We start from the raw sequence: 21,010 nt of genomic DNA, 5'->3' as shown, positions 1-21,010 counted from the left end.
CCGTTGTCTAGAGTGCTAGGCCGAAATCGCGCAGGGTTTCTGAGGCCTTGTTCATTTTGTCCGTAAAATCAATAAACGGGTTAGACGTGTTCTTCCGCTTACCAATACGTGGACTAATCCGCACGCGCTCATCATGCGAATCTGTCACCGTCACGCCGGTGACGATGTCGGAGACCACCACGCCCGATAAATGCTCCTCAAACGTCACACGGTCGCCAATCCGGTAGCCGTAGCGAATCTTGCCGTTATCGGCCCGCTGGTCATCACCCAAGCACTTCGACACACTATGCCCCATAGTGATCTCCACGCTTTTGCCACCCTGCGCGTCCAATAGGGCACGCTCCGCCAAGGCGGACGTATCAAACGTGAACGCACCAGCACTGGACTGGGTAAACCCCTCACGCAGGTGAAACGGCCCCATATGGCCCGCACGAGTCACATCATTACGGTCAGTGAATGCGAGCACGGTATCTTCTGCTTGGCCCGTCAGCCAGTTACCTAGCGCGCCACCTAATGCCAATCCCAGCGGCCCGGCGGCCACGCCACCAATAGCCGACAAGATGCCCTGCACCGCAAGGTCAATACCAAGGCCGATGGCCTCGTTCACCCAATCGTCAGACTTGCCTCCCACAACTTGCCGGGCAGCGCCCGGGGACTTACCGGATAGTTTGAATGAGTCAATCTCACCCGACCGGGTGTTAAACCGCACGTGCGGGCGGTCGCGGACTTTCTGCACACCAATAATCAGGCCCGGCGCGGTTGGCCCACCAATGGGGTTATCGTCGGGGGAGAATACTTGGTCAATGTTTGCGTGGGTAACGCTGCGTTGTCGTGTCCACGGGTCATTCGAGGTCAGGGGCACAATTTTCCCTTTTGGAAACGGTTGCCCCGGCCACCACATCTGCGCGATTAGCCCATAGTCATGCTGGTTAAGGACGTCACGCAGGAGGGAATCAAGCGGGGTCATGCGTGCCGACAAATCCACCCGTGGGGAGCGATCCTCCATCCGTTTCGGGGGCATAATCAAATAGGCAGGTAGACCGGAGCGGGCGATATTCTCCGACAGGTAGTGGTACACCACGGATTCGAGGGGGCCACGCTGGTGGTCATGTTTCCCCTGCACGGCCAGGCTTGTGCGCGTATTGGCAAACGCCAACACGCTGCCCAAATGCACCTTGTCATCAATCAGGTTTGCAGTGATTGTTTCCCGGCCTGGCTTGCCGCCTGCTTCGAACGAGTCCACGCGGCCGGTCCACCGCCACCCGTTGAACTCAGCAGTGACCGGCACCACGTCCGTATCGCACTGCATGATACGCCCAGCTAGCTTATGGTCAGCAGGAATAACCAACGTGCCCGTTCCTGCGTTCAGACCGAACTCTTCGTTCAGCTCGACACTAATGTACGCCCCAATGCGTATACGCTGCGTGTAATCATTGTTATGCACATACAGATTCAGCGGGTTAGCCGTGTACGACTCATTGATATCTACCATGCTTGCTCCGCCTTCGGGGTGTAGCCAACCTCCACGCGGAAATCAGCGCCTGGGTTCACCGGCGTAATCGTCAACGGCACCGTATTGCCACGATGCACGCCACGCGGCGGTAAGGGCTTCTTCCAATACGTATCCGGGAACATAGGCTGTAAATCCTCCCCCGATGTGGACATCAGGGACGGCCACAGTTCATCTGTGTCAATCCAATAGCCGTCGATGGGGTTCATCCCTTGTTCAATGTCTCGTGTAGACCGCAGGGTGCGCGGGTCAGGCAAGTACACGGATTCACCGTCCGCGCCAATGAACACACCCTCATGGTCGCCGGTGATAGTCCACTTCAGCCATGCTGGTTGGTCACCCAAGTTCAGCATGTGGGCAAGGGGTGCGGTGTCACGGTAAAAGACTTTCTCTTCATCAAACTTCGACCAAAAAGACCGGTCAGTCCGAAGAGTGACCAACTCCCCAATCTCACCCACAGATCCTGGAATCTGGTCGAAGTAATTCACCTCGCTTACCGACTCAAGGCGGGCATCAATCCACCAATAGCCAGACTCCTTTGACACGGCAAAAAGCCGCACCGTTTCCTTCCCTCGGCCCAAAGATTCACGCCACAGGGAATGCTGCCGCCGCGCCCACGCACTAGACCGACGATCCTTCACCCACACCTGAAGGGTAATCGTCGCCTGCTCATCAATCGTGCCCTTATAAATCGCACCATCCATGCCAGTAATCGTCTGATAATCATGCGTCACCGGGGCACCCTGCAATCCCGTGGGAGGCACATTCAGGCGTACGGGGGAGCCAGGCCCACCAAACCACCAACGGGTATGATGATCCACCCCCACCAGGAAAAAACGCAGCAAGTCGGTGGACTGGTACTCATCGCGGCGCGTCCACGCCAAATCAGTTTGCATCAGGCTCATAACAGAAAACTCCTCATTGCCTTTCCTAGCTGCTTATTGGCGTTATCCACCTGGCCCTGCAAATACTTCTTCGGGTCATTAATCTGCACCGGCCCGTTGAATACTGCGCCGACCGCGTTGTGTGCCTGCTGGCCAGCTGCCTTCGCCCCCATCTGCCCACGGTAGGAGGCGGCATCCATGTTGACGCCCAGTGCTTCGGCACTGATAGACCCGCCGGTGGAAAAGTCCAATTTGCCCTGCACCAAGCCCGGCAGGCCAGACCCAATCAGGTTCAGCATCGACATGACATCCACGCCCAAGCGTTTACCCGTCTCAGCCCAAATATCTAGAGAACGGGCGCGCTTATCCGAAGACAGTGGGATATACGCCTCCGGCCCTGCCTCAGCCCACAGCACAGCAGAATCACCCTCATTAATCTGCGCCTGCCTCACCCCGCCAAGAATGCCGCCGTTAGCCATGGCGGTGATTTTCGCCCCTTCAGCGTTCTTGTACTTGTTGAGCAGGTCTTGCGCTTCACCCATGCGGGTGGCATACCGGTCAGGGAATGCGGAGCCTTGCACACGCTGGGCGTGCATTCCAGGGTCACCTTGGTTGTAGTCCGCGTCATCCAGTTTGTCGTAGAACATTCCCGCCGACTTGGCTGGATCCATGCGGTCAGCCAGTGTGCCCCACGCACCGTTATTACGCTGCTGGAAAAGCCCAACACTGTCGTGGTCACTACCAACCGCGTCATGCGGGTAACCCAGCGACTGGGGGTCAGCACGGTTAGCGTACATCTTCAGACCAGACTCAACCAGAGCGGTAGCCAACGCAATCTTGATACCCGTATCCGTGATACCCCGGCGCTGGCCCTCTTTAATGATGGCGTCCGCGTACTTGTTGCCAGACGTGCCACCAATACCCTTCGTCGTCTTCACCAAGTCACTGGTCACATCCAGCGAGTCAGCAGTACCGCGCAGAGCATCCGTGTTGCTAGCCACCGAATCCGCCACAGCCGCGTTCGTGTCCGCAACCTTCGAGTACAGGCCAACAACCTGCCCCCAGGACACCACATCGTCGGCCATTTTCTGGCCCGTGTGCTTCGAGTACAGGGCGGCCACCAGTTCGAGGAATGACCCGTCCTTAATGAGGGTGCCAGCCCCGCCATTGAGTTCGCGGGTTGGCTCGCCCGACACACCCGCCGACGTCGTGTCAGTAGCACCCCGCAGCTGGCTCACAGTACGACCCATACCCGGAGCGCCGATCACACCATTCAGCGATTCCAGATCATCGAGGCCCTCGTTCCCCAGTGGTGTGGCGCCGCGCTTGTAGTACCAGTCCGTGAAGCCGCGGCCCTCCAGCGGGCCTGCTTTACCGCCGATGGTGAACCCGCCGCCGGTGTTGCCGCCGGACTCAATGTAGGTTCCGTCCTCCAGCTGCATGGCAGTATGCCCGCCGCCGGGGCCGCCGTTCATGAAACCGACACGAATATCGCCTAGGCCGCCCTTGCCGGGCCGGTAGCCCTTGGCGCGTAGCCACGCCGCTTCGTTAGCTGTAGCGGTGCGGGAGTCCCACTCGTCGAGCCCTTCGGAGGCGTTAACGGCTAGGGAGATGGCGCCGGAGCAGTCCACGCCGGATGGTGACCAGCCGCCAAAGATATAGGGCGTGCCGTCCATGTAGGCGAGACGTTTTTTAACAGCAGCGGCCTGGAGCAGTGCACCGTCTGCGAATTGTTGGATTTGTCCTTCATCGTCAACGAGGCGGTAGCCAAACTGGTTGGCTACTTGGCCCAGGATTTGACTGCTGCGCGTGCGCTTCGACTCGGCCAGTGGGATGTAGGCTTCGCCGCCGGTTTCGGGTTCAGCGAACACGCGGTACGAGCCTGCTGGGGCGATATGGGCCTTGTGCTCCGGCTCGTGATTGGAGCGGATGCGGCGTTGTACCGCGTTGTTGACGGCGCCGCCTGCTGCGAAGGCTTGTACTGGTGGGGTGAATCCGCCATCTGCGCGTTCGAAAATATCCCTAATCTTGCGGGTGATGTTAATCACGTGGTCGGAGAAAGTGTTAGTATTCTCCGCCGACAAAGTAGTCCGAATATGGTTACGGGTCTCATTCGCATTATCGGTAATCACCACGCGCCCATCCGGCAAAGTCGTGGTCTTCACCCCCAGGTCAGCTAGGCGCTGCTTATTCTCATCCGAGGTGTCCGTAATCTCCACAAAACCACCCGGCAGGGTAGTCGTACGGATACCCAGCTCAGCCAGGCGCTGCATGTTCTGCGGAGACGTGTCCGTAATACCGATATGTCCACCCGGCAGGGTCACTGTCTGAAATCCCAACGCGGCTAGACGCTGCCGGTTCTCCGGCGTGTCATCCGTAATCCGCACATGACCCGGCGGCAGCATCTGCGCACCAATACCGAGCGCGTTAAGGTTCGCCAGAACCTCACCCGTGTTGTCCTTGACGTAGACTTCCCCAGTCTCCAGCTTGACCGCCGCGCCAAGTTCGGTCTGACGCCCGATGACCTCAGCGATATTGTCCTTAATCTTGACCTCGCCGGTCTTTTTATCCTTCACGGCAATACCCAGCTGGATGAGGCGTTCCTGCACCTCCGGGGCGTTATCCGACAAGGTGATAGACCCATCAGGTAGGGCACGAATCTTAGCGCCCATATCCGTAAGTACCTGTGTAATATTCGACCCGTCAGGGAACGACACCTTCACTGTCCCGTCGGGAAGATCCTCCACCTCAAGGCCAAGCTCCTTAACCTGCTTGCGCACCTCCGGCGCCATGGAGGAGACATGAATAGTCTTATCATCAGGGATGCTCACGATGGAGTCACCGAGCAAGTCCATGAACTTGCTGGTCTGCTCAGACTGACGTTCCAGGTTGTTGAGGGCGTCCGCCATCACGGCAGCCTTATTGGCCTCCATGTCCTTATTCAGGTCACCAATCTGCATACCCAGTTTGGCGGCGGCGTCTTCCGACCCGTTGATTTCGTCGCGGAGCTTACCCAGCATCTCCGCGCCGCCCTCAACACTGTTGACCTTTTCCACAGCTTCTGGAACGCCTTGCAGCGCGTCCTTAAACGTGCCCACATCAACACCGGCCTGGTACCACGCGTCAGTCTGCATCGTGGCGGCCGCGTTTTGGTAGGCGCGGGAATTACTAATCGCCTCCTGCATCGCCCCGCTGGTCGCGGATTGGACTTCACGCTGCGCCTGCGCGTTCCCGTTAATCGCGTCCGTGAGAGTACCGGTAGCAATACCAAGTTCGCGGGCGGCGTCCAGTGCTCCAGTTTCCTCCAGCTTCTTTTCCTGCAAAGCGCGGGTCTGCTCAGTGATAGCCCCCGTCGTGGGGTCGAGAGAGTCCTTCAGTTCACGCTGTGCCTGGGCGTGCTCTTCTTCTGCTTGCTTGGCTTCTTGATGTTTTTGCACCAGGTGGCCGATGACAGCCGAGGCACCCATAATAGCGAGACTCCACGGCCCGCCCATGGCATCAATGAGGCCGGAAGCGGCGCGCTTCACACCCCCAAACGCGGATCCCATAAGTGATAGGCCGCCGTTGGCTAGGCCCGCTGCTGCTCCACCCATACGGGCGGTGGAGGCAACCATGGTGTGGCCTACTTGGGAGATGACGCGGTCAGCGGCGGCAAACCCATTCTGTGTGGTGATTGCCTGCTGCTGGGCGGCGCGTGCGGCTGCCGTGTGGGAGGCCGCTACACCGCGCAGGTTTGCGGATGCACGCATGTACGCCCCGCCAGCGTTAGTCAGCGCAGAATCCAATTCAGTGTTGCGGGAGCGCAGAACACTCAGCGCACTACCAACGACCCCTAGTTCCTTGCCGTAGCCCTTCGCCAATGCTTGCTGGACGCGCATCTCCTGCCCAAAGCGGGCAACAGCTCCGCCACCGGCACTCAGCTTGCCGGTAACACCCGTAACATTCGCGGCCAAGCCCACCAGCGCAGCAGACGCAATCGGCACCTGCCAGCCACTCAAACCATCATCAAGACCAGACAGGGCACCCTTCGCTGCCTCAAACGCACCCGCCATGTCATCCGCGCCCGGTACGAGCACACCAGTAATAGCATCACCAGCGGATTTAGCCACACCTGCCAGGAATTGGATTTGGCCGCCAAGGTTTTCAGCCAGCTGTCCACCAATCTTAAAACCAGGCCCAGTAATCGCATTCGTGACCGCTTCAATACCACCAGAGACCACATCAAGTGCCGCAACCATGCCGCCTTCGGTGGCCTCAAAAATCGACGTTTGGGCGGTCTCCCACGCATTCTCCACACGCCCAATAGCACCCGTAATACCCTCAGTCTGGGCGGCAGCAACATCCGCCGCCTGCCCCTGCCGGGTAACAGCGTCACGAAGACTATTAAACTCACCCGTGCCCTGCTCAGCAGCAATACCAGCAAGGCGCATAGCATCAGACCCAAACAGGGTTGCGGTGGCGGCCTGGTACTGCTCATCACTCATTTCACCAGCGGCGCGTTTCAACTGGCCCAGCAGGTCGGCCATACCCACGAACTTGCCGTTCGCGTCATACACCGTCAAGCCCAGTTCTTCAATCGCTGCTTGCGCCGGGGCACCCTGGTCAGTCAGAGACAACAGTGCCGTTTTCAGCAGCGTACCGGCATCACTACCAGTAATGCCGGCGTTAGCGAACATGGCAATAGAGGTTGCGGTGTCCTCAATGCTCATGCCGAACTGATTAGCAACCGTGCCGGACTGCTGGAGTGCTGCGGCCACATCCCCAATCTCAGCCGAGGACGCGTTAGCAGCACCCGCCAACACATCAGACACGCGGGCCGCCTGATCAGCCTCCAAGCGGAACGCCTGCAATGCCTGAGACTGGATAGTCGCCGCCGACGCGGCATCAGTCTGTGCCGCCGCCGCCAACTGGAGTGTGCCCTTCGCCGCCGCCATCGACTGCTCAACCGAGAACCCACCTTTAGCAAGCTCAGTCATCGCAGCAGCAGCATCAGCCGCCGACGTATTCGCCAGCTCATTATCATTACCCAGCTGCTTAGCAGCGTCAGACACCGCCCGCATCTGCGCCTCAGTAGCACCAGACACCGCGTTCATCGTATTCAACTCAGACCGGTACGCCTTACCCGCCTGGATCGTGTCAGTAAACGCCGCCCCTACGCCACCAACAGCTGCCGACAATCCGACAACACCGGCTACACCGCCAAGGTTCGACAGCACACCACGCAACGAGATACCACTATCGGTGGCGCGGTCGAGTTCGTTAGCCACATTCGGGTTAAACTCAACCTGCTTACCCGCCGTTCCGGCCTCCCGCATCTCACCAGCAAGCTCACCAGCTTCACGAGCAGCACGCGTAACATCCCCCGTACCCTTCGGGGTGACATCAATATCAATATTTTCAGCCTTATCAGCGGACTTTTTCACATCGTTCAAGTCACGCTTGACACTACTCAGCGACGAATTAACGCCCGCCGTGTCAACACGGATTTTTGCGGACAGAGTACCGACATCCAAGGCCATGATTCGCTCCTACGCGGTGGTCTCACTCGTTAGTTGTAATTCCGCCCTCAGGCGGGAATTCTGGTTAATAAGGTCTTCAATACGGACACGCAGCCACCGCCACGAACGCCGTTCCAGGACACCGGATTCCACATCAATCTGGAACCGCTCATGCAGGTCACATTCCACCCGCGCCCAATGGGAAAGAATGTCCGACCACTGCACACGAGCAACACCCACAGTGTCCTTCTTCCCCGCCTCCACGGGAGTAGGCGCGTACCAGTCACGCAGACCAGTCTCCGGGTCGTACGGCCCGCCACCCGTGTCATCCTCACCGTAAGCACCGGGGCGGGGGTCGTACTGCCCGTAGGGGCCGTCTAGGAGGTAGTCGTCTTCTTGCGGCGGGTGGCTTTCTTCGCCTTCGGCTTGGCCTCCGCCTCCGCTTCGGCCTCCTGCTTGTCCTTCATCCACTGCTCCGCCGCCTCCGGCACTAGTGGTAGATGCTCTTTTCCCAAGCGAGTCTCCCACCACAGTTCACCGAACTCAGGGGACACACCATAATGCGCCATGGCAGTGTTCCCCACGTGCATGATCTCTTCGTAGGCCACGCCGCCGGCGTTCATTTCATCCCATAGCCCACCGGTCATGGTGTCCGATTCCGGGTCATACTCCGCGCCGAAAAGCTCAGCGATGATGTACACCTCCTGCATGGGGTCGGATTCTGGGTCGAGGAAGTGCCGCTTAATCCGCAGCCCGGCCTCAGCGGTGGGGCACTTGACGGTGTAGGTCACGCCGTTAATCGGTAGATGCAGGTCGGGATCGTAGAATTCGCGTAGATCACGCACAGGACTTCTCCTTTGGCTGGGCATAAAATTACCGGGTCACACCATATGGTGCGCCCGGTACGTCGTTGTCCGTCAGTTAGTAGGATTCAGATCCCTCGGAATCAATGCCACCGGCCATGACCGGGGCGTCGCCTTCTTCACCTTCAGCCGGGACGGACTCAGCATCAGCCGCAGTGACCGGCTTAATCTCCATCGGCTTACCACGGGACTGGAGCTTGAACGAGAACGAGTCCAGGTCTTCGTTACCGCCAGCGTTGTCTTCCCATTCAACGGAGAAGTAGGAGTCGAAGCCCTCCTCAACGCCGTCGGTGCGCCAGCACCGTGCACGAACAGTGTTATCAAGGCCCATCTTGCGGCCCTTTCGACGCAGGATAGTCTGGCCCGGATCCTGCTTGAACTTGCCCTGTTCCTTCTTGCCCTTGCGCTTACCTTCACCCTGGAACACCATTTCGAGGGCGGTAGCAATCTGGGACTTGTAGCCCTGCGCGTTGATATCGGAATCGTCCTGCATGGTCGGGGAAGTCTGCGGCGCGAACTGGGACAGACCACGCACGAAGATCCACTTCGGGTCTTCGGCGGTATCGTCCTGCACCTGAAGTGCCCAGTCGCGGGCGAGGGTGGAAGAAAGGTCGAATGAACTTGGTGCCTTGGCAACGTCTGCCATTTTGGCCTCCTAAGGGTTTAGTGTGAATTCGTACGAATCAACCCGGTGATAAATTCCGGATTCGGTGCGTTCCTCACTGGTCAGCACACGCTGCGACCGTAGAACGCGGGTGCCGTTGTCCACGCCCAGCTGGTAGTGGGTGGACTCATGTAGGGCTTGGTAGATGTCGGCGCTTACTCGTTGCGCGTAGCGTGGGTCACGTGTGCCTTTGATTCGGAATTGCACACGGATACGCGGCGTACCAGTGTCCTGCTGCGGCGTGTCCGTGGTGCCGTGGTGATAATCAATGAGGCCGATGGATGGGCCTGCCTCATCAGGGAGCACGCCTAGGTACACGGCGGGCGGAGTGTATTTCTTATAAATGCCAGCAGGGTTCCATTGGGCTAGGCCCAGTGCTGTGAGGTGCTGGGCAATATCCTCACGCAAGCCCATAAACGTAGGGGCGGTCATAATGCTTTCCTTATCTCCTTGGCAATAGCATCCTGCACATCCGCCTGGCTATCCAGCAGCGCGGACTCTAGGTATTTGGCTTGCCCGTCCTGGTGATGCCAGCCCAATTCTTCATGCTGCCGGGCCGCGTACTTTGTATTGAATGACACCACAGCATCCGCGCCTTCCTGCGAGACTTTCGCACTGTTGCGCAGGGCGCCAGTCTCCACGGGAGCACGATTAACGGCCACTTCCCGTACGAGTTCAGCAGCAGCACGCACACCGCTTTTCACGGCCTGCTCCACCCCGCGCAGCACCACTGTTCCGTTCCACTCCAACCTAGCCATAGGGAGATTCCCCCTCCCCGTGCTTCCCACCGGTCGGGACAGTCAGCGTCAACTTCTGGTGGTCTGGTGTCTGGTTAGCAGCACCATCAAACGCGGCCCGCTCCGTGACCTCCCACGGCCCCACTTCGAACGGCTCCGGCAATTCCACCATGTCGCCGCGCTCAGCGACCAAACCAATCGGACAATACACCATCGTATCCGTGACTGTCTGCTCCCCCATTGGGCCCATCACCCGGCGGGTGGCCTGCCGTACGAAACCACGAAACGGCACCGGCTCACCTGCCTGCCAACCGTACGGCGATTCCCCCGCACCCCGCACCAGCACACACTCATGCCTAAACCACTGTTGGGCGAAATCCTCATCTACCGCACCCACGGGAAACCTCCTAACAGGCCAGCGTTCCCCAGAATCAGCATGGCCTCTTCGCACAACTCCCGCGCCATCTGGTCACGCACCGCGTTGACAGAATCCGTGTTGTATGCCACGGAGGCATCACCAATAGATGAGGACGTCACCCCCACATTCGCGGACTCCATACTCACAGGGTTAATATCGTTTTCCACCCACATCGTGACCTGCTCGCACGTCGCGTCACGTAGAGCATCCATCACATCCGGGTCTTCAGGCATACCCGACGGGGTGACCTCAAACCTGGCAGAGCGTACAGCGTGCTGCACCAAAGACGATGCGCGCCTAATCAACGGCTCCAACTTCACGTCCTTATCGAACGTGTAACCAGCCCACGCGACAACATCATCCGGATGGGCAAATACAAGCATTCTTTTTCTCCTAAATATGCGAAAAGCGGGGCGGGGCAACAATCCCCTACCCCGCTAAACAGCTGTCAAAGACTAGGCAGCAACCGGAGCGCCAGCCGGGTCAACAACATTAATATCAGCGGTAGCGATACCCTCCGGGCGGGTAACAGCAGCACCGTACACATTCAGGCCGCGCACAATGTCACCAAAGTGGGACGGGTCACGCAGCGCTTCAGTCTCAACCAGCTGGGATGCGAACGCGAACGCATCCGGAACACCAGCAATCGCCAGCTCACGGCCAGAAGTAGACGGCGCGTTATTAGAAACGAGCACGTCAAAGCCAACCGCACGACCAACGATGCCGTTACGCAGACCATCCTCATTACCGGAGGCATCCACACGAGTAAAACGCGGATCCATCAGCAGCGCAGAGTACGTCTTCGGCCCAACAACAACGTAGCGACCAGCAGTCGGCACAGACTGCGCGTTCAGCTTCTCGGACAGCTGCACCAGAGTCTTAAACGCCGTGGTCTGCTTATCGCCAGCCTTAGACGGGTCATCATTGACCACCTGGAGTGTACCCAGCTTGTTAGCGGCCAGTGCACCATCCTTGAGCAGGCCTGCAAGATACTTGTCAGCACCATCACGCAGGCTAATACCCGCAGAGTGAGTAGCCGGGCCCTGGAAATCACCGGCGGCCTGAACCTTGTCTACATCGTGGACGCGGAAAGCAAAGTACTTGCCCTGGTCGATGTGGAGGGTGGTTGCCTCAGTGTTGACTTCCTCAACATCGATGGCGGTGCCCTTTTTGTATTCCTTAATGGTGGGAGCGGTCAGGCGGGAAATATGGACGGTATCACCAATACCGGTGATCTGGCCGAGCCATGCGTTGGATGCAACGTTGGGCTGGCCGTAGATGAGGTTCTTCTCGTACGGCTCCTTGATGGCCGCGTTCCAAATCTCGGGAATGAACTTATCAACAGACATTCAGACTCTCCTTAGTCAGTCATGAGGTGGGATAGCTTGCCCGCCTTGACCGCCTGGTTGATTTCATGAGCACTCATGTTCTTCAAATCGTCGCGGGTCAGCGGCTTGTCTACCCCTCGGTGGGTGTTGGACGTATCCACCCCGGATGCCTTGTGAATCGCCTGGATAAGGGAAGGGTGGTTTTCGAGTTTTTGGGTGACGATCTTCTCCACCTGGGAGTTGAAATCATCTGCATCTACATTTAGTTGCTGCCACGCGTTGTCCGACTGGAGCAGTGCGCTGAGCAGTTCGGTATCGACTTTTCCATCAACGGTGGCGACGGCTTCACGCACCGCATCATTCCGACGGTAAGTATTCAACTGCTCGCGCATGGTGTCGCGCTCCTTAGCGGCTTCAGCTTCGCGTTCCTGCGCCGCCTTAATCAGCTTCTCCGGGTCGGTATAGTCATCCTCAATGAGGCCGATCTGCTTACCAATGGTCTGGACGAGTTCGTCGAGTTCTGCCTGCGCCTTGCTGGTGACTTGTTCTTCGGTGTTCTTGGCCCGGGTGCGGTACTTAGCGGCTTCGTCGCGGGCCTTGCGGATTTCTTGGCGCGCCCAGTCGGGCAGTTCGTCCACACTGTTGGGCTGGGAGGCCTGGGCATTATCCTGGGCCTGGTTTTCCTGCTGCTGGGTGGTGTCGGCGGTCGGCTCCTGGCCGTTGTAGTCCTGCGCCTGGCTGGTTTCGTTGGTGTCGGACACCGGTTATCTCCTACGGGTCGGGAAAGTTGTACCCGTTTACTGTGTAAGAATTACACCGTTGTCCTTTGCATCGTAGGTAGTTGTATGGGCTAATCTGAGGGTATGAAGAATTTTGTTTTACGCGGCTGGGCCCTGGTGGCATCCCTGGTTGGGGCGTTCGCGATCGGTGTTGCCGCCACTATTGGTTTTGCTTTCGCCGTGGATGACGGGTCGGATTCGTTTACCCGCGAGGATTACGAGACACACCAGGAAATAAGCGAAAAATTCGACTCCTAGGCCCGCCCGCTGGGGTATGGATACCCCTCCCCTTTAACGTCACTGTGACGATTTAACCCTTCGGGACACGCACCTGCTCACGATGACTCCGACGCGGCAAATCCCACTCAGCCACATGGTCACGCAGCTTCTTCTGATATGCGCGCTTACGCTCCAATGCGGCACGAACATCCGCTTCTTCGACGGCGGCGGCCTCCATCCGCTTCGACGCACGAATCTGCCGCTCAAAATAACGCTGCTTCTGCGTCGCCTTATAGCCAGCGTGGTTATCGTCCAAGTGGACAGGCGCGCCTAGGCGGGTGAACCCAGGCACATACGCCGACGTGGTGTGACGGCAATTCGGATGATGCAGACCGCTTGCTTCCGCGTCCCGCAACGTAGCCTTCACACTGACAATGCCACCGTTGACGCGGTGCGTGCCCGCCGAAAACTGGCCCGTCAACGACAACACCTTCCGCTCAAAAGGCGCACACTGCGGCGCCGGGTTCTTATGGGAAGACACCACAACAAGGTCAATACCATTCGCAATCATGGTCTCCGTATGCCCGGCGCGCAAAGCCCGGTTAGTCGCGGTACGTACAGCCATTTCCGCGTAGGTGTCCAATCCCCATTTGCGGCCTGCTTTATCCGTGAAGAATCCTAGGCCGTCGCGGGCCATGCGGGTAAACGCCCGTGATGCTGCCTCCCTGCTGGTCATCGCCCCTGTGATGCTGTATCCGGTTGCTTCGCGGGTGATGTCTCGCCAAATGTCATCCACGCGGCGGAGGATGTTTTGATGCACCGGTGTCATCACGTCATAGGTTTCTAGTACCAGGGCGGTGACTGCCGCATCGTTTACTGCCGTTCTAGTTGGGGTTAGGTACTCGGTTGGGATGTCTGCAAGTTCTGCCTCTGCATCTGCCCGGCCCCGCATGTAGGCGCGGTCGATGGACTCTCTCCATAGTGTGGGCAGGCGGTCCTGCAATGCTTGGGCCATGCCCTCCACATGGCCGCGTGCCTGACGGATAGCCAACAACTGTGCCTCCGCCCATGTGGGTGACTCCCCCGCCCGTCGGATGGCATCAGCAATCAGCCGAATCAGATACAGTTCGGCCCGCTCATACGTGGCAACCACATCATCGTAGGTGCCATCGATACGTGCTGGGTCGAGCACTATTCATCCTTCGGGTCGAGGGGTTCATCTGCACCTAGAATACCCATGTAGTCAACAGGGGAGGCGCCCGTGTTTTCGGCGCGGATGCGTTCCACCTCCGTATCGATCTGGGCCTGACTCCAGTCAGTGCGCAGCATCCCGACCTTTTCTTCGGTGGAGATAGCCCGCGCCGCATCCAACGCCTGAATAGTGGAGGCCTTGTCCAGCATGGTTTCCTGCACCGGTGGCACCATCTGCACAGTCACCTTCTCAGTCGGGGTTGTGCGGTTGTTCAGCCACGCATCCACCTCCAGCAGGCCATTAGCCAGGTGGGATAGCCCGGCGCGCACATACCGGGATTTAGCCTTCCATGTTTGGACGCTCGATTGGTATTCGGATTCAATTTCACGTGCGGTCTTCTGCGCGGCGTTACTACCCGCAATACCAAACGTGGCGGGGCTGTAGTTCGCCCGCCGTAGGACTTCCAGAACCGTCTGTTCAGCAAGCCGCAAATACGACTCGAACCGCAGGGATGGCTGGTAGAAATTGATTCCCGCGTTTTCATCCGGGCGGGCATTCATCGTGGTGAAAAACTCACGATCTTCATCAAAGGCCATGCCGCCGCCGAACTTGCCACGGTCAAGCCAGTGTTCCGGCACCGTGGCGCGCTGCCGACCGAGGCGCATCTCACGCTTAATATCAGTCCACGTTTCATCTAGCAGGTCAAACAGGCCGTACAGGTCGGGGGATAAATCCGGGCGGCCAATGTGCTTGAGCTGGCCGTCACGGCGGAAACCAACCACCGGCAGGGCGTTCGGGATGTAGGTTGCGGCAATCCCCGTAGTGTGGGATTCAATACTGGAATCAGCATCCACCAATTGGGCTAGTCCACGGGTAGCATCATGGTCAGACAAGCCCATAGCATGGCCTAGGTTGTCCGCATTACCCATGTACAGCCCGTATTGGATTCGGCCCGGCACATAGCGAGACAGCAAGCGCCACGTGTGCTTTTCATCCGTAGGTGCCAGTTCTTCCACAAAAGTGACAGCCGTCAACTCACCATAGGAGAACTCTGGGTAGGCGGCATCCGCATCCACGAAATCAATCCACGGATGGTCTTTAATATCCGTGTCCCACATGATACGGCCGTACACTCCACCAAGTGCGGCGGCAGACTCCCCCATGACCAACAGTTTCGCCGGGAAAAGATCATCATTCAGCATGTGGTCGAGGCGGTCTTGCCCATCCCCATCCACCTTGAACATCGGTGGTGTATCAAACAACAGGGTGGCCGACGTGGCGGCAATATCCGCCGCCAACGGCAAATGCAGCTTCCGCGTAGCCTGCCCCTTCGGAGCCGGGGCACCCCAAAAGAAACGAGACACCGCGCCTACCACCCCGCCCTGGAACTGGGAGTCACGATACGTTGGCGACCCCGCATAATGGGCATCCAACTGCTTAGAGTCCCCCTCCCACCACACGGAGGCGTGGGAAACCATCGTATTGACCGGCTCCCACTTCTTCGGGGGCCAAGGCGTGCCAGGTGCGGGAAGAGTCACTGTTATTCTCCTATCAGGCGTGACCACAGGTAGCGAGACGAATAGACGGAGTACCGGAGGCCATCGATCGCATCGTCCTTTTCTTTCACGGGTTTGTCGATGCCTTTATCGCTGGCTTTATCGTCCCACCGGTAGCCGGGGAATTCCTCAATGAGTTTTGTACACGTGGAGGATATGAGCAGCTGGCCATTGTCCAGCAGGGATGCCACGGTGCGGATACCATCCAACACGTCATTGTCTGCTTTGGTGACACGTCGGTGCCCGTCCTCATGCAGCTGGAGGCTAAATGAGGCGGCGGCCGGGTCAACGAACACCCATTCCGGTTCCGGGTGGGCTTCCCGAAACTCGGCTAGCGAGTCCGACAGGGCTTTATCAGTAAGCCGCCCCGGCAGCCATTCATCCACCGCGTACAGGCGCCCATCGTCACCAACCCCCAGCAGGATACCAACCGTCGGGTGAGTCGTACCGTAGTCAATCCCCATCGCCACATGCCCCCGCATCGTGGGCATGTCATCAGGATGAATCACGTGTTTATCCTCGTCCCACATGTCGTAGATAGCGCCCTGGGCGGCGACCCACTCGCCAAGAATGAACCGTCGGTACCATACACCGGTGTACTCTTTAGCGAGGTCTGTTTTGTACTGCTGGGTCAGTGACGGGTTATCCGCCATGGTGAAATGCCAATAAGTCCAGCTGTTGAGTTCATCACCCGGTTGAGTGTGGTCGTCCCAGTGTGGGGTGTTGGGGATTCGGGATAGGTAGTCTTGCCGGAGCCAGTGGTTTTGGGAGTCAGGGTTGGTCGTGGCGAAAAGCTTGGAATAGTCTTTCGACAGGCGGGATAGTAACTGCTTGACGAAAGTGACATGCAGGAGAGTGATTTCGTCAGCGAATGCTAGGCCGATGGTCATACCGCGAATCTTTGATTCTGCGCCCGCATCGTTCGCACCAATAATGTGGACGTGGCGTCCGAACACGCTGGCCTTGGCAGCGCCTTGGGTGTAGGTAACATACTGGCGGACGGGGGTGAACAAGGCTAGGGTTTCGATGGGTTCGAAAACGTTACGGTAAATGCTGTCACGATTCTTACCCGTAATCACAATCGCGGCACTTCCACCGTAGGCGGCGATAAGCCCCAACATGAGCACCGTCCACGCATAGGTTTTACCCGAACGCACGGAGCCGTCCCAAATGTTGACGCGCCCCGTGGAGCCTATAAACGCTGCTTTCTGCCGCGCCGACAGGCCCATGATCTCCGAAGTGTCAATCACTCCTTCTTGTCCTCACCATCCGCCCCATTGGTGTCATCCTGCCCAGTCAAGGCGGTGATAATCTGCTTCATCGCTTCCTGCGCAGACTCCAGACCATCATTGTTTTCAATCTTGTACAGGCCCATCAGCTCTGCCCGGTGCTGCATGATGCGCACCATTGCGTTAATCGATTGGGTGTGACCGCGCAGGGCTTTGTCTTGCAATCCCAGCTCCATGCGGTTGAGCTTGTCTAGCTCCATGTCGCGCAATTCCACAGCGGATTCGCGGGGGATGTACTCCAGGTATCGACGAACGTCATTACGGATAGTGGCCGGGCTTACGCCCATCTTCTTAGCGATAGCAGGATACGACATACCGGCGGTGCGGAGCTTGTAGACTTCCGCCCGACGCTCCACCATGCGGGCAGCGGCCTTGTCGTGATGTAAACGGGCCATGATAAAACCTCCCGGGTTCTTCGACATCGTTCTTCGACGTCTCCGCTTACTGTAAAAACCCGTGGCCGTTGTCCCCGCTTACACCATCGTGACTGTGAGGCCCTCGGCTGTGAGTTTGGCACGCAGGCGGTTCATTTCCGCCGCGTCCTTGAGCTCTACCAGGAGGTTGTAGCCGGTGGGCATGTTCTCCGGTTCCTGGGCGGCGGCGGTTTCATCCTCTACCGTATCCAAGGCTTCGAGGAGTTCGTCTACTTCGTCGCGACTGAAGCCCGTGCCGGACAAGTCCGGCAGTTCTGTCAGCAGGTTAACCAGAGACTCCACGTCATATTCGGCTTCATCATTGGCCTTATTGTCCACGATGACGATTCGCCGCGCAGTATCATCATCCACGTCCACGCGGTGCACATCAATCTCAGTCCACCCCAGTCGCTGCGCCGCCATAACCGTGTGATTACCAGCAAGGATAGTTCCATCCTTGTTTACCACGATGGGTTTGTATTGGCCTAGCCGGTCAAGGGATTCGGCAATAATATCGATGTCACCCCGGCGGGCATTGCCGGGGTAGAACGTTAACGCGTTGATGGGTGTCATTGTCATGGGGGTAGCGTAGACCCGCCAGACGGTTGTTCGGGCTAGTCCTCATCCCCTAGGTGGAGTGTGACCCCGTGCATGGCCATGGCGAGTCGGCAGGCCGCCTGCTCCCACTCCAATGACCGGCCTTCCAGCTGCTGCTCCTCCATGGTGGAGGGGTAGAGCAGGATGACGCCGCGCTCCTCCATGTCGGCTAGGGTGTCCACATCATCGAGTAGGCCGTCTAGCATATCCTGCACGCCGCCGCTGATAGCCAGGGGAATAGGGGCGGTGCCTGCCACCCACCGTGCGTAGGTGCGCCGGGCTACCCCTAGCATGCGGGCCATAGCATTGGTGTCCAGCCCCAGGAGGTGCTGGGTGGCTTGCAGGTCGCCACGGGTGATGGGCGTGGACTCTTCCTCGTCGTGGGTGGTGTGCCAGGCCACGGCCGACACGTCCCAGACTTTGCAGGCTAGGGCGTCCAGCAGGTCGTCGTCCAAGGGGCGCGGGGTGGAGGGCTGCTCGTCCTCGTCCAGTCCGGACTCGTCCAGCGGGTACACCGCCTGAACCTGGTCTTGCCAATCGTCCATGATTTTGCCGCTGTCTAGGGCCTCGTCGATGAGCTGCTTGCGCAGGTCCTCCAGCGACTCGCCCGTGGCCTCGTGAGTGAAACCGGCCTTTTCTGCGGAAATGATGATGGTCATTGTGGTCTCCAGTCTTATGTATGGCTGTGTATGTTGTGTGGTTTATGCGCCTTCCCGTCTAGCCCTCCGCTGTGGGGAGGCTAGGCGGGGCAGCGGGGCTACAGTGCGTGAGCTGCGGCAATCTCCCAGAAGTCAACATCGTCGCGGATGATGAATTGCTTGGCGATGCCTTCCCCGTCGGTGGTGATAACCTGGTCGGCGATGGCGTCGATGTCGTGCTGGTCGGCGTATTCGCCCAGAACCTCGATGATTTCGCGGTGGATGGCCTCGTTGCGGGTTTCGTAAAACATGGAATCAATCTCCCTTGTTGTGGCCGGGCACCTCTTTCCCTTGCCTGTGATACCTATGTTAGTCGATAGCCCGTCAGTTGTCTAGTTGGTAGACACCGTTATTTATGTGGTGTTCATCACAAAGAAAAATCCCCGCCGGAGCGGGGAAGAGACATCCGTGTAACACAATAAAGGCTCACCCCGCCGCAGCAGGGAGGACTGGATGTCTAGCCCTAATCATACTCTCCTAGCAGTGGAAATTCATCCATCCAGGAATACACCGTCTGCCTAGTTACCCCCGCCGCACGGGCGAGCTGCGCGATCGGCACCTGCTTGGAGTGGGCTAGGCGGGCGACCCGCTCATGCAGCATCCTCCGGTCAAGCTCCAGCTGCTGCTGCCGCTCCACTAGACGCTCGCGCTCCTCGCGCACCTCACGCACCAGCGGAGGTTCCTCCTGAGACGGCGTAGTAATTTCGTACGCCTTGATGTGGATAGGCTCAAATCCAAGCGCCTGCACCAGGTCGCCCTGCACCATATCCAGCGCCGTCGCACCCAGTCCGTATTTCTTCTTCGTCTCCTCGGTGACTACCCACGTGCCCCCGGCCTGCCCGGTCTCACCCACTACCTCCCCATCCTGGGAGACCAGCACGCCTTTCACGCCGCTGCCTCCCGTCCAGGCGGACGCCCACCGCGCCAGCTGCCTATGTGCGCCCATCGGGCCGCCGCCATGCTTGGTCAGCACTTGCTCGCACTTCTTCGCGTTCCACGCGTTTATCGTGCCGTGCTCGAAATTAATCATTATTCCTCCTCGAAAGCGCGGTCAATAGCGGCATCAATATGGGCATCCAGGTCATCGTCCTGGGCGACAGCCTCCACAAAATCCGCACACTTGGGGTAGGTCTCATACCGCAGCATCGCCCACGCATCGTCGGCTAAATCCCACGCCCGACACTCCCGCGGCGCGTCCTTGGACATGACCAGGGCATCCACATCATAGGCAGGCAAGACACCTGCCTGGCCACCTAGGGCCTCATGCAATTCCCGCAGAATATGATGCCGCGCCAGGTGGCGAATACCCGCATCATCAGTAGGGGGCGCGAGGAGGGCGCGCCGATGAGGCCGGAATAGGCCATCCGGCCAAGGAGCTAGCAAATTCCCCGCGATACCCTCCGTAGCAAGTATCGCCAGGCCACGCACGTCATGGTCATGGTCGCCCTGCCAGTCGAGGAAAACCCTTACCTCGTGCGTGGTCGGCACCTGCGCGTCCGGCAGGCCGTAAGCTTCCTTGGCAACCTCGACGGCTTCATCCTCTTCTTCCGGGATAACGTGCTCCTCAATCCACGGGATGGCCACACGCAGAATCTCGGTGATGAAATCCATCATGTTGCCAGCCAAACCCATGTAGTTGGCTTGCAGTGCGTCGATAATCTCCGATGCTTCAGCGATGGTGGCCTCGTCCAGGTCGGCGGTCATGGCGTGCTGGAGGATGCTGTACTCGTGGGCGACGTAGGCGCGGGCCTCACGGATGGTCAGGGTTGTGAAGCCGTGCGTCTCAGTGAAGGCGGCGATTTGGCGGGCGATGTCGTCCACGTTGATGGCGTCCAGGTTGTAGTGGCACTGCTCGCGAAGGCTTGCGATGAAGTTCTTTTGCGGCTGGGTTGCGGGGCGCATTGTGGTGTTCCTTCCCTTTGTTGTTCTACCCTTATTCTAGTGCCTACCCGCTAGACATGTGTAATTGCTAGACTATGATTTCCGTCACAAAAAAAGAACCCCGCCCCCAAACATAAAAAATCCCCAGCCCGGGCAGCACTCACATAATTCGCGTAGTAGGTACAGTAACCCAGACCAGGGACAACCCCGCCAAGCAAAGGCGACGGGAAACCTCATCACCAGCCAGTCATGCAAAACACCACAGAACGGAAAAGCGGCCGGTGACTACAACCCAAAGTAGCACAGCAACACAACATCATGCAACACGAAGCCCGGCGCGCCACGCAACAAACCTATCCCGCCACGCCACCGCCGTCGCCTCATCAGCAAAATCAGCCAAACAGCCCCGCGAAGTCTCCGAAAAACGATCCCCAGTCACCACCCACCGGCGACCAACCTGCACAACAAACAACTCCTCCATCAG

Annotated in this window: 21 protein-coding genes; 1 reads left to right on the top strand and 20 read right to left on the bottom strand. The window is 58.5% G+C overall.

Annotation, left to right across the window (positions count from 1 at the left end):
- Window positions 1-7: 7 nt before the first annotated feature.
- The 11 genes from QQS53_RS10305 to QQS53_RS10255 form a co-directional block, all read right to left on the bottom strand.
- The gene (locus QQS53_RS10305; RefSeq protein WP_472775748.1) at window positions 8-1,492 is read right to left on the bottom strand and encodes a Gp37-like protein; all 1,485 of its coding nucleotides are present in this window, start codon (window positions 1,490-1,492) and stop codon (window positions 8-10) included.
- Complete coding sequence (locus tag QQS53_RS10300) at window positions 1,486-2,415, bottom strand: hypothetical protein (protein ID WP_472775747.1); 930 nt, start codon at window positions 2,413-2,415, stop codon at window positions 1,486-1,488. The genes QQS53_RS10305 and QQS53_RS10300 overlap by 7 nt, the downstream gene beginning before the upstream one ends.
- The gene (locus QQS53_RS10295) at window positions 2,412-7,913 is read right to left on the bottom strand and encodes a phage tail tape measure protein (RefSeq protein ID WP_472775746.1); all 5,502 of its coding nucleotides are present in this window, start codon (window positions 7,911-7,913) and stop codon (window positions 2,412-2,414) included. Before QQS53_RS10295 ends, QQS53_RS10300 begins: the two co-directional genes overlap by 4 nt.
- Before the next feature lie 356 nt (window positions 7,914-8,269).
- Window positions 8,270-8,737 (bottom strand): DUF7426 family protein, encoded by a 468-nt coding sequence (locus QQS53_RS10290; protein ID WP_472775745.1) that lies wholly within the window; start codon window positions 8,735-8,737, stop codon window positions 8,270-8,272.
- Between the two features lie 76 nt (window positions 8,738-8,813).
- The gene (locus tag QQS53_RS10285; RefSeq protein ID WP_472775744.1) at window positions 8,814-9,401 is read right to left on the bottom strand and encodes a phage tail tube protein; all 588 of its coding nucleotides are present in this window, start codon (window positions 9,399-9,401) and stop codon (window positions 8,814-8,816) included.
- Window positions 9,402-9,410: 9 nt separating this feature from the next.
- Entirely contained in the window at window positions 9,411-9,851 is a 441-nt protein-coding gene (locus QQS53_RS10280; RefSeq protein WP_472775743.1) for a minor capsid protein, read from the bottom strand.
- The gene (locus QQS53_RS10275) at window positions 9,848-10,177 is read right to left on the bottom strand and encodes an HK97 gp10 family phage protein (protein ID WP_472775742.1); all 330 of its coding nucleotides are present in this window, start codon (window positions 10,175-10,177) and stop codon (window positions 9,848-9,850) included. The genes QQS53_RS10280 and QQS53_RS10275 overlap by 4 nt, the downstream gene beginning before the upstream one ends.
- The gene (locus QQS53_RS10270) at window positions 10,170-10,553 is read right to left on the bottom strand and encodes a hypothetical protein (protein WP_472775741.1); all 384 of its coding nucleotides are present in this window, start codon (window positions 10,551-10,553) and stop codon (window positions 10,170-10,172) included. Before QQS53_RS10270 ends, QQS53_RS10275 begins: the two co-directional genes overlap by 8 nt.
- On the bottom strand, window positions 10,541-10,957 hold the full coding sequence (locus tag QQS53_RS10265; RefSeq protein ID WP_472775740.1) for a head-tail connector protein: 417 nt from the start codon (window positions 10,955-10,957) through the stop codon (window positions 10,541-10,543). The genes QQS53_RS10270 and QQS53_RS10265 overlap by 13 nt, the downstream gene beginning before the upstream one ends.
- 72 nt (window positions 10,958-11,029) lie before the next feature.
- Window positions 11,030-11,923: a major capsid protein gene (locus QQS53_RS10260; RefSeq protein ID WP_472775739.1), complete on the bottom strand. Its 894-nt coding sequence runs from the start codon at window positions 11,921-11,923 to the stop codon at window positions 11,030-11,032.
- Window positions 11,924-11,934: 11 nt separating this feature from the next.
- Window positions 11,935-12,663, bottom strand: a complete 729-nt coding sequence (locus QQS53_RS10255) for a hypothetical protein (RefSeq protein WP_472775738.1) — start codon at window positions 12,661-12,663, stop codon at window positions 11,935-11,937.
- Between the two features lie 102 nt (window positions 12,664-12,765).
- On the opposite strand from QQS53_RS10255, the gene QQS53_RS10250 reads away from it, so the two are divergent.
- Window positions 12,766-12,939: a hypothetical protein gene (locus QQS53_RS10250; RefSeq protein WP_472775737.1), complete on the top strand. Its 174-nt coding sequence runs from the start codon at window positions 12,766-12,768 to the stop codon at window positions 12,937-12,939.
- A 52-nt stretch (window positions 12,940-12,991) separates the two neighbouring features.
- Here the strand turns inward: QQS53_RS10250 and QQS53_RS10245 are convergent, their stop codons facing one another.
- The 9 genes from QQS53_RS10245 to QQS53_RS10205 all read right to left on the bottom strand — a co-directional run bounded on the left by QQS53_RS10245 (window position 12,992) and on the right by QQS53_RS10205 (window position 20,547).
- Window positions 12,992-14,092: a phage minor capsid protein gene (locus QQS53_RS10245; protein WP_472775736.1), complete on the bottom strand. Its 1,101-nt coding sequence runs from the start codon at window positions 14,090-14,092 to the stop codon at window positions 12,992-12,994.
- Window positions 14,092-15,630, bottom strand: a complete 1,539-nt coding sequence (locus QQS53_RS10240) for a phage portal protein (RefSeq protein WP_472775735.1) — start codon at window positions 15,628-15,630, stop codon at window positions 14,092-14,094. The genes QQS53_RS10245 and QQS53_RS10240 overlap by 1 nt, the downstream gene beginning before the upstream one ends.
- 2 nt (window positions 15,631-15,632) lie before the next feature.
- On the bottom strand, window positions 15,633-16,898 hold the full coding sequence (locus QQS53_RS10235) for a PBSX family phage terminase large subunit (protein ID WP_472775734.1): 1,266 nt from the start codon (window positions 16,896-16,898) through the stop codon (window positions 15,633-15,635).
- On the bottom strand, window positions 16,895-17,359 hold the full coding sequence (locus QQS53_RS10230) for a helix-turn-helix domain-containing protein (protein WP_472775733.1): 465 nt from the start codon (window positions 17,357-17,359) through the stop codon (window positions 16,895-16,897). Before QQS53_RS10230 ends, QQS53_RS10235 begins: the two co-directional genes overlap by 4 nt.
- Window positions 17,360-17,410: 51 nt before the next feature.
- Window positions 17,411-17,923 (bottom strand): ParB N-terminal domain-containing protein, encoded by a 513-nt coding sequence (locus QQS53_RS10225; RefSeq protein ID WP_472775732.1) that lies wholly within the window; start codon window positions 17,921-17,923, stop codon window positions 17,411-17,413.
- Between the two features lie 41 nt (window positions 17,924-17,964).
- Entirely contained in the window at window positions 17,965-18,606 is a 642-nt protein-coding gene (locus tag QQS53_RS10220) for a hypothetical protein (RefSeq protein ID WP_472775731.1), read from the bottom strand.
- A gap of 98 nt (window positions 18,607-18,704) precedes the next feature.
- Window positions 18,705-18,896, bottom strand: a complete 192-nt coding sequence (locus QQS53_RS10215; protein ID WP_472775730.1) for a hypothetical protein — start codon at window positions 18,894-18,896, stop codon at window positions 18,705-18,707.
- 212 nt (window positions 18,897-19,108) lie between these two features.
- Window positions 19,109-19,675, bottom strand: a complete 567-nt coding sequence (locus QQS53_RS10210) for a transposase (RefSeq protein ID WP_472775729.1) — start codon at window positions 19,673-19,675, stop codon at window positions 19,109-19,111.
- Complete coding sequence (locus QQS53_RS10205) at window positions 19,675-20,547, bottom strand: hypothetical protein (protein ID WP_472775728.1); 873 nt, start codon at window positions 20,545-20,547, stop codon at window positions 19,675-19,677. Before QQS53_RS10205 ends, QQS53_RS10210 begins: the two co-directional genes overlap by 1 nt.
- Window positions 20,548-21,010: the final 463 nt, after the last annotated feature.

The sequence above is a fragment of the Corynebacterium sp. 2571A genome, assembly GCF_055700935.1.
The sequence above is the reverse complement of the archived record's forward strand: the minus strand, read 5'-3'. Positions and strand labels throughout refer to the sequence as shown.

Coding starts and splice junctions, on each gene's coding strand:
- QQS53_RS10295 (WP_472775746.1), bottom strand. CDS start 7,913: ATGGCCTTGGATGTCGGTACTCTGTCCGCAAAAATCCGTGTTGACACG.
- QQS53_RS10230 (WP_472775733.1), bottom strand. CDS start 17,359: ATGTCGAAGAACCCGGGAGGTTTTATCATGGCCCGTTTACATCACGAC.
- QQS53_RS10285 (WP_472775744.1), bottom strand. CDS start 9,401: ATGGCAGACGTTGCCAAGGCACCAAGTTCATTCGACCTTTCTTCCACC.
- QQS53_RS10305 (WP_472775748.1), bottom strand. CDS start 1,492: ATGGTAGATATCAATGAGTCGTACACGGCTAACCCGCTGAATCTGTAT.
- QQS53_RS10265 (WP_472775740.1), bottom strand. CDS start 10,957: ATGCTTGTATTTGCCCATCCGGATGATGTTGTCGCGTGGGCTGGTTAC.
- QQS53_RS10275 (WP_472775742.1), bottom strand. CDS start 10,177: ATGGCTAGGTTGGAGTGGAACGGAACAGTGGTGCTGCGCGGGGTGGAG.
- QQS53_RS10250 (WP_472775737.1), top strand. CDS start 12,766: ATGAAGAATTTTGTTTTACGCGGCTGGGCCCTGGTGGCATCCCTGGTT.
- QQS53_RS10260 (WP_472775739.1), bottom strand. CDS start 11,923: ATGTCTGTTGATAAGTTCATTCCCGAGATTTGGAACGCGGCCATCAAG.
- QQS53_RS10205 (WP_472775728.1), bottom strand. CDS start 20,547: ATGCGCCCCGCAACCCAGCCGCAAAAGAACTTCATCGCAAGCCTTCGC.
- QQS53_RS10215 (WP_472775730.1), bottom strand. CDS start 18,896: ATGTTTTACGAAACCCGCAACGAGGCCATCCACCGCGAAATCATCGAG.
- QQS53_RS10225 (WP_472775732.1), bottom strand. CDS start 17,923: ATGACACCCATCAACGCGTTAACGTTCTACCCCGGCAATGCCCGCCGG.
- QQS53_RS10280 (WP_472775743.1), bottom strand. CDS start 9,851: ATGACCGCCCCTACGTTTATGGGCTTGCGTGAGGATATTGCCCAGCAC.
- QQS53_RS10300 (WP_472775747.1), bottom strand. CDS start 2,415: ATGAGCCTGATGCAAACTGATTTGGCGTGGACGCGCCGCGATGAGTAC.
- QQS53_RS10220 (WP_472775731.1), bottom strand. CDS start 18,606: ATGACCATCATCATTTCCGCAGAAAAGGCCGGTTTCACTCACGAGGCC.
- QQS53_RS10210 (WP_472775729.1), bottom strand. CDS start 19,675: ATGATTAATTTCGAGCACGGCACGATAAACGCGTGGAACGCGAAGAAG.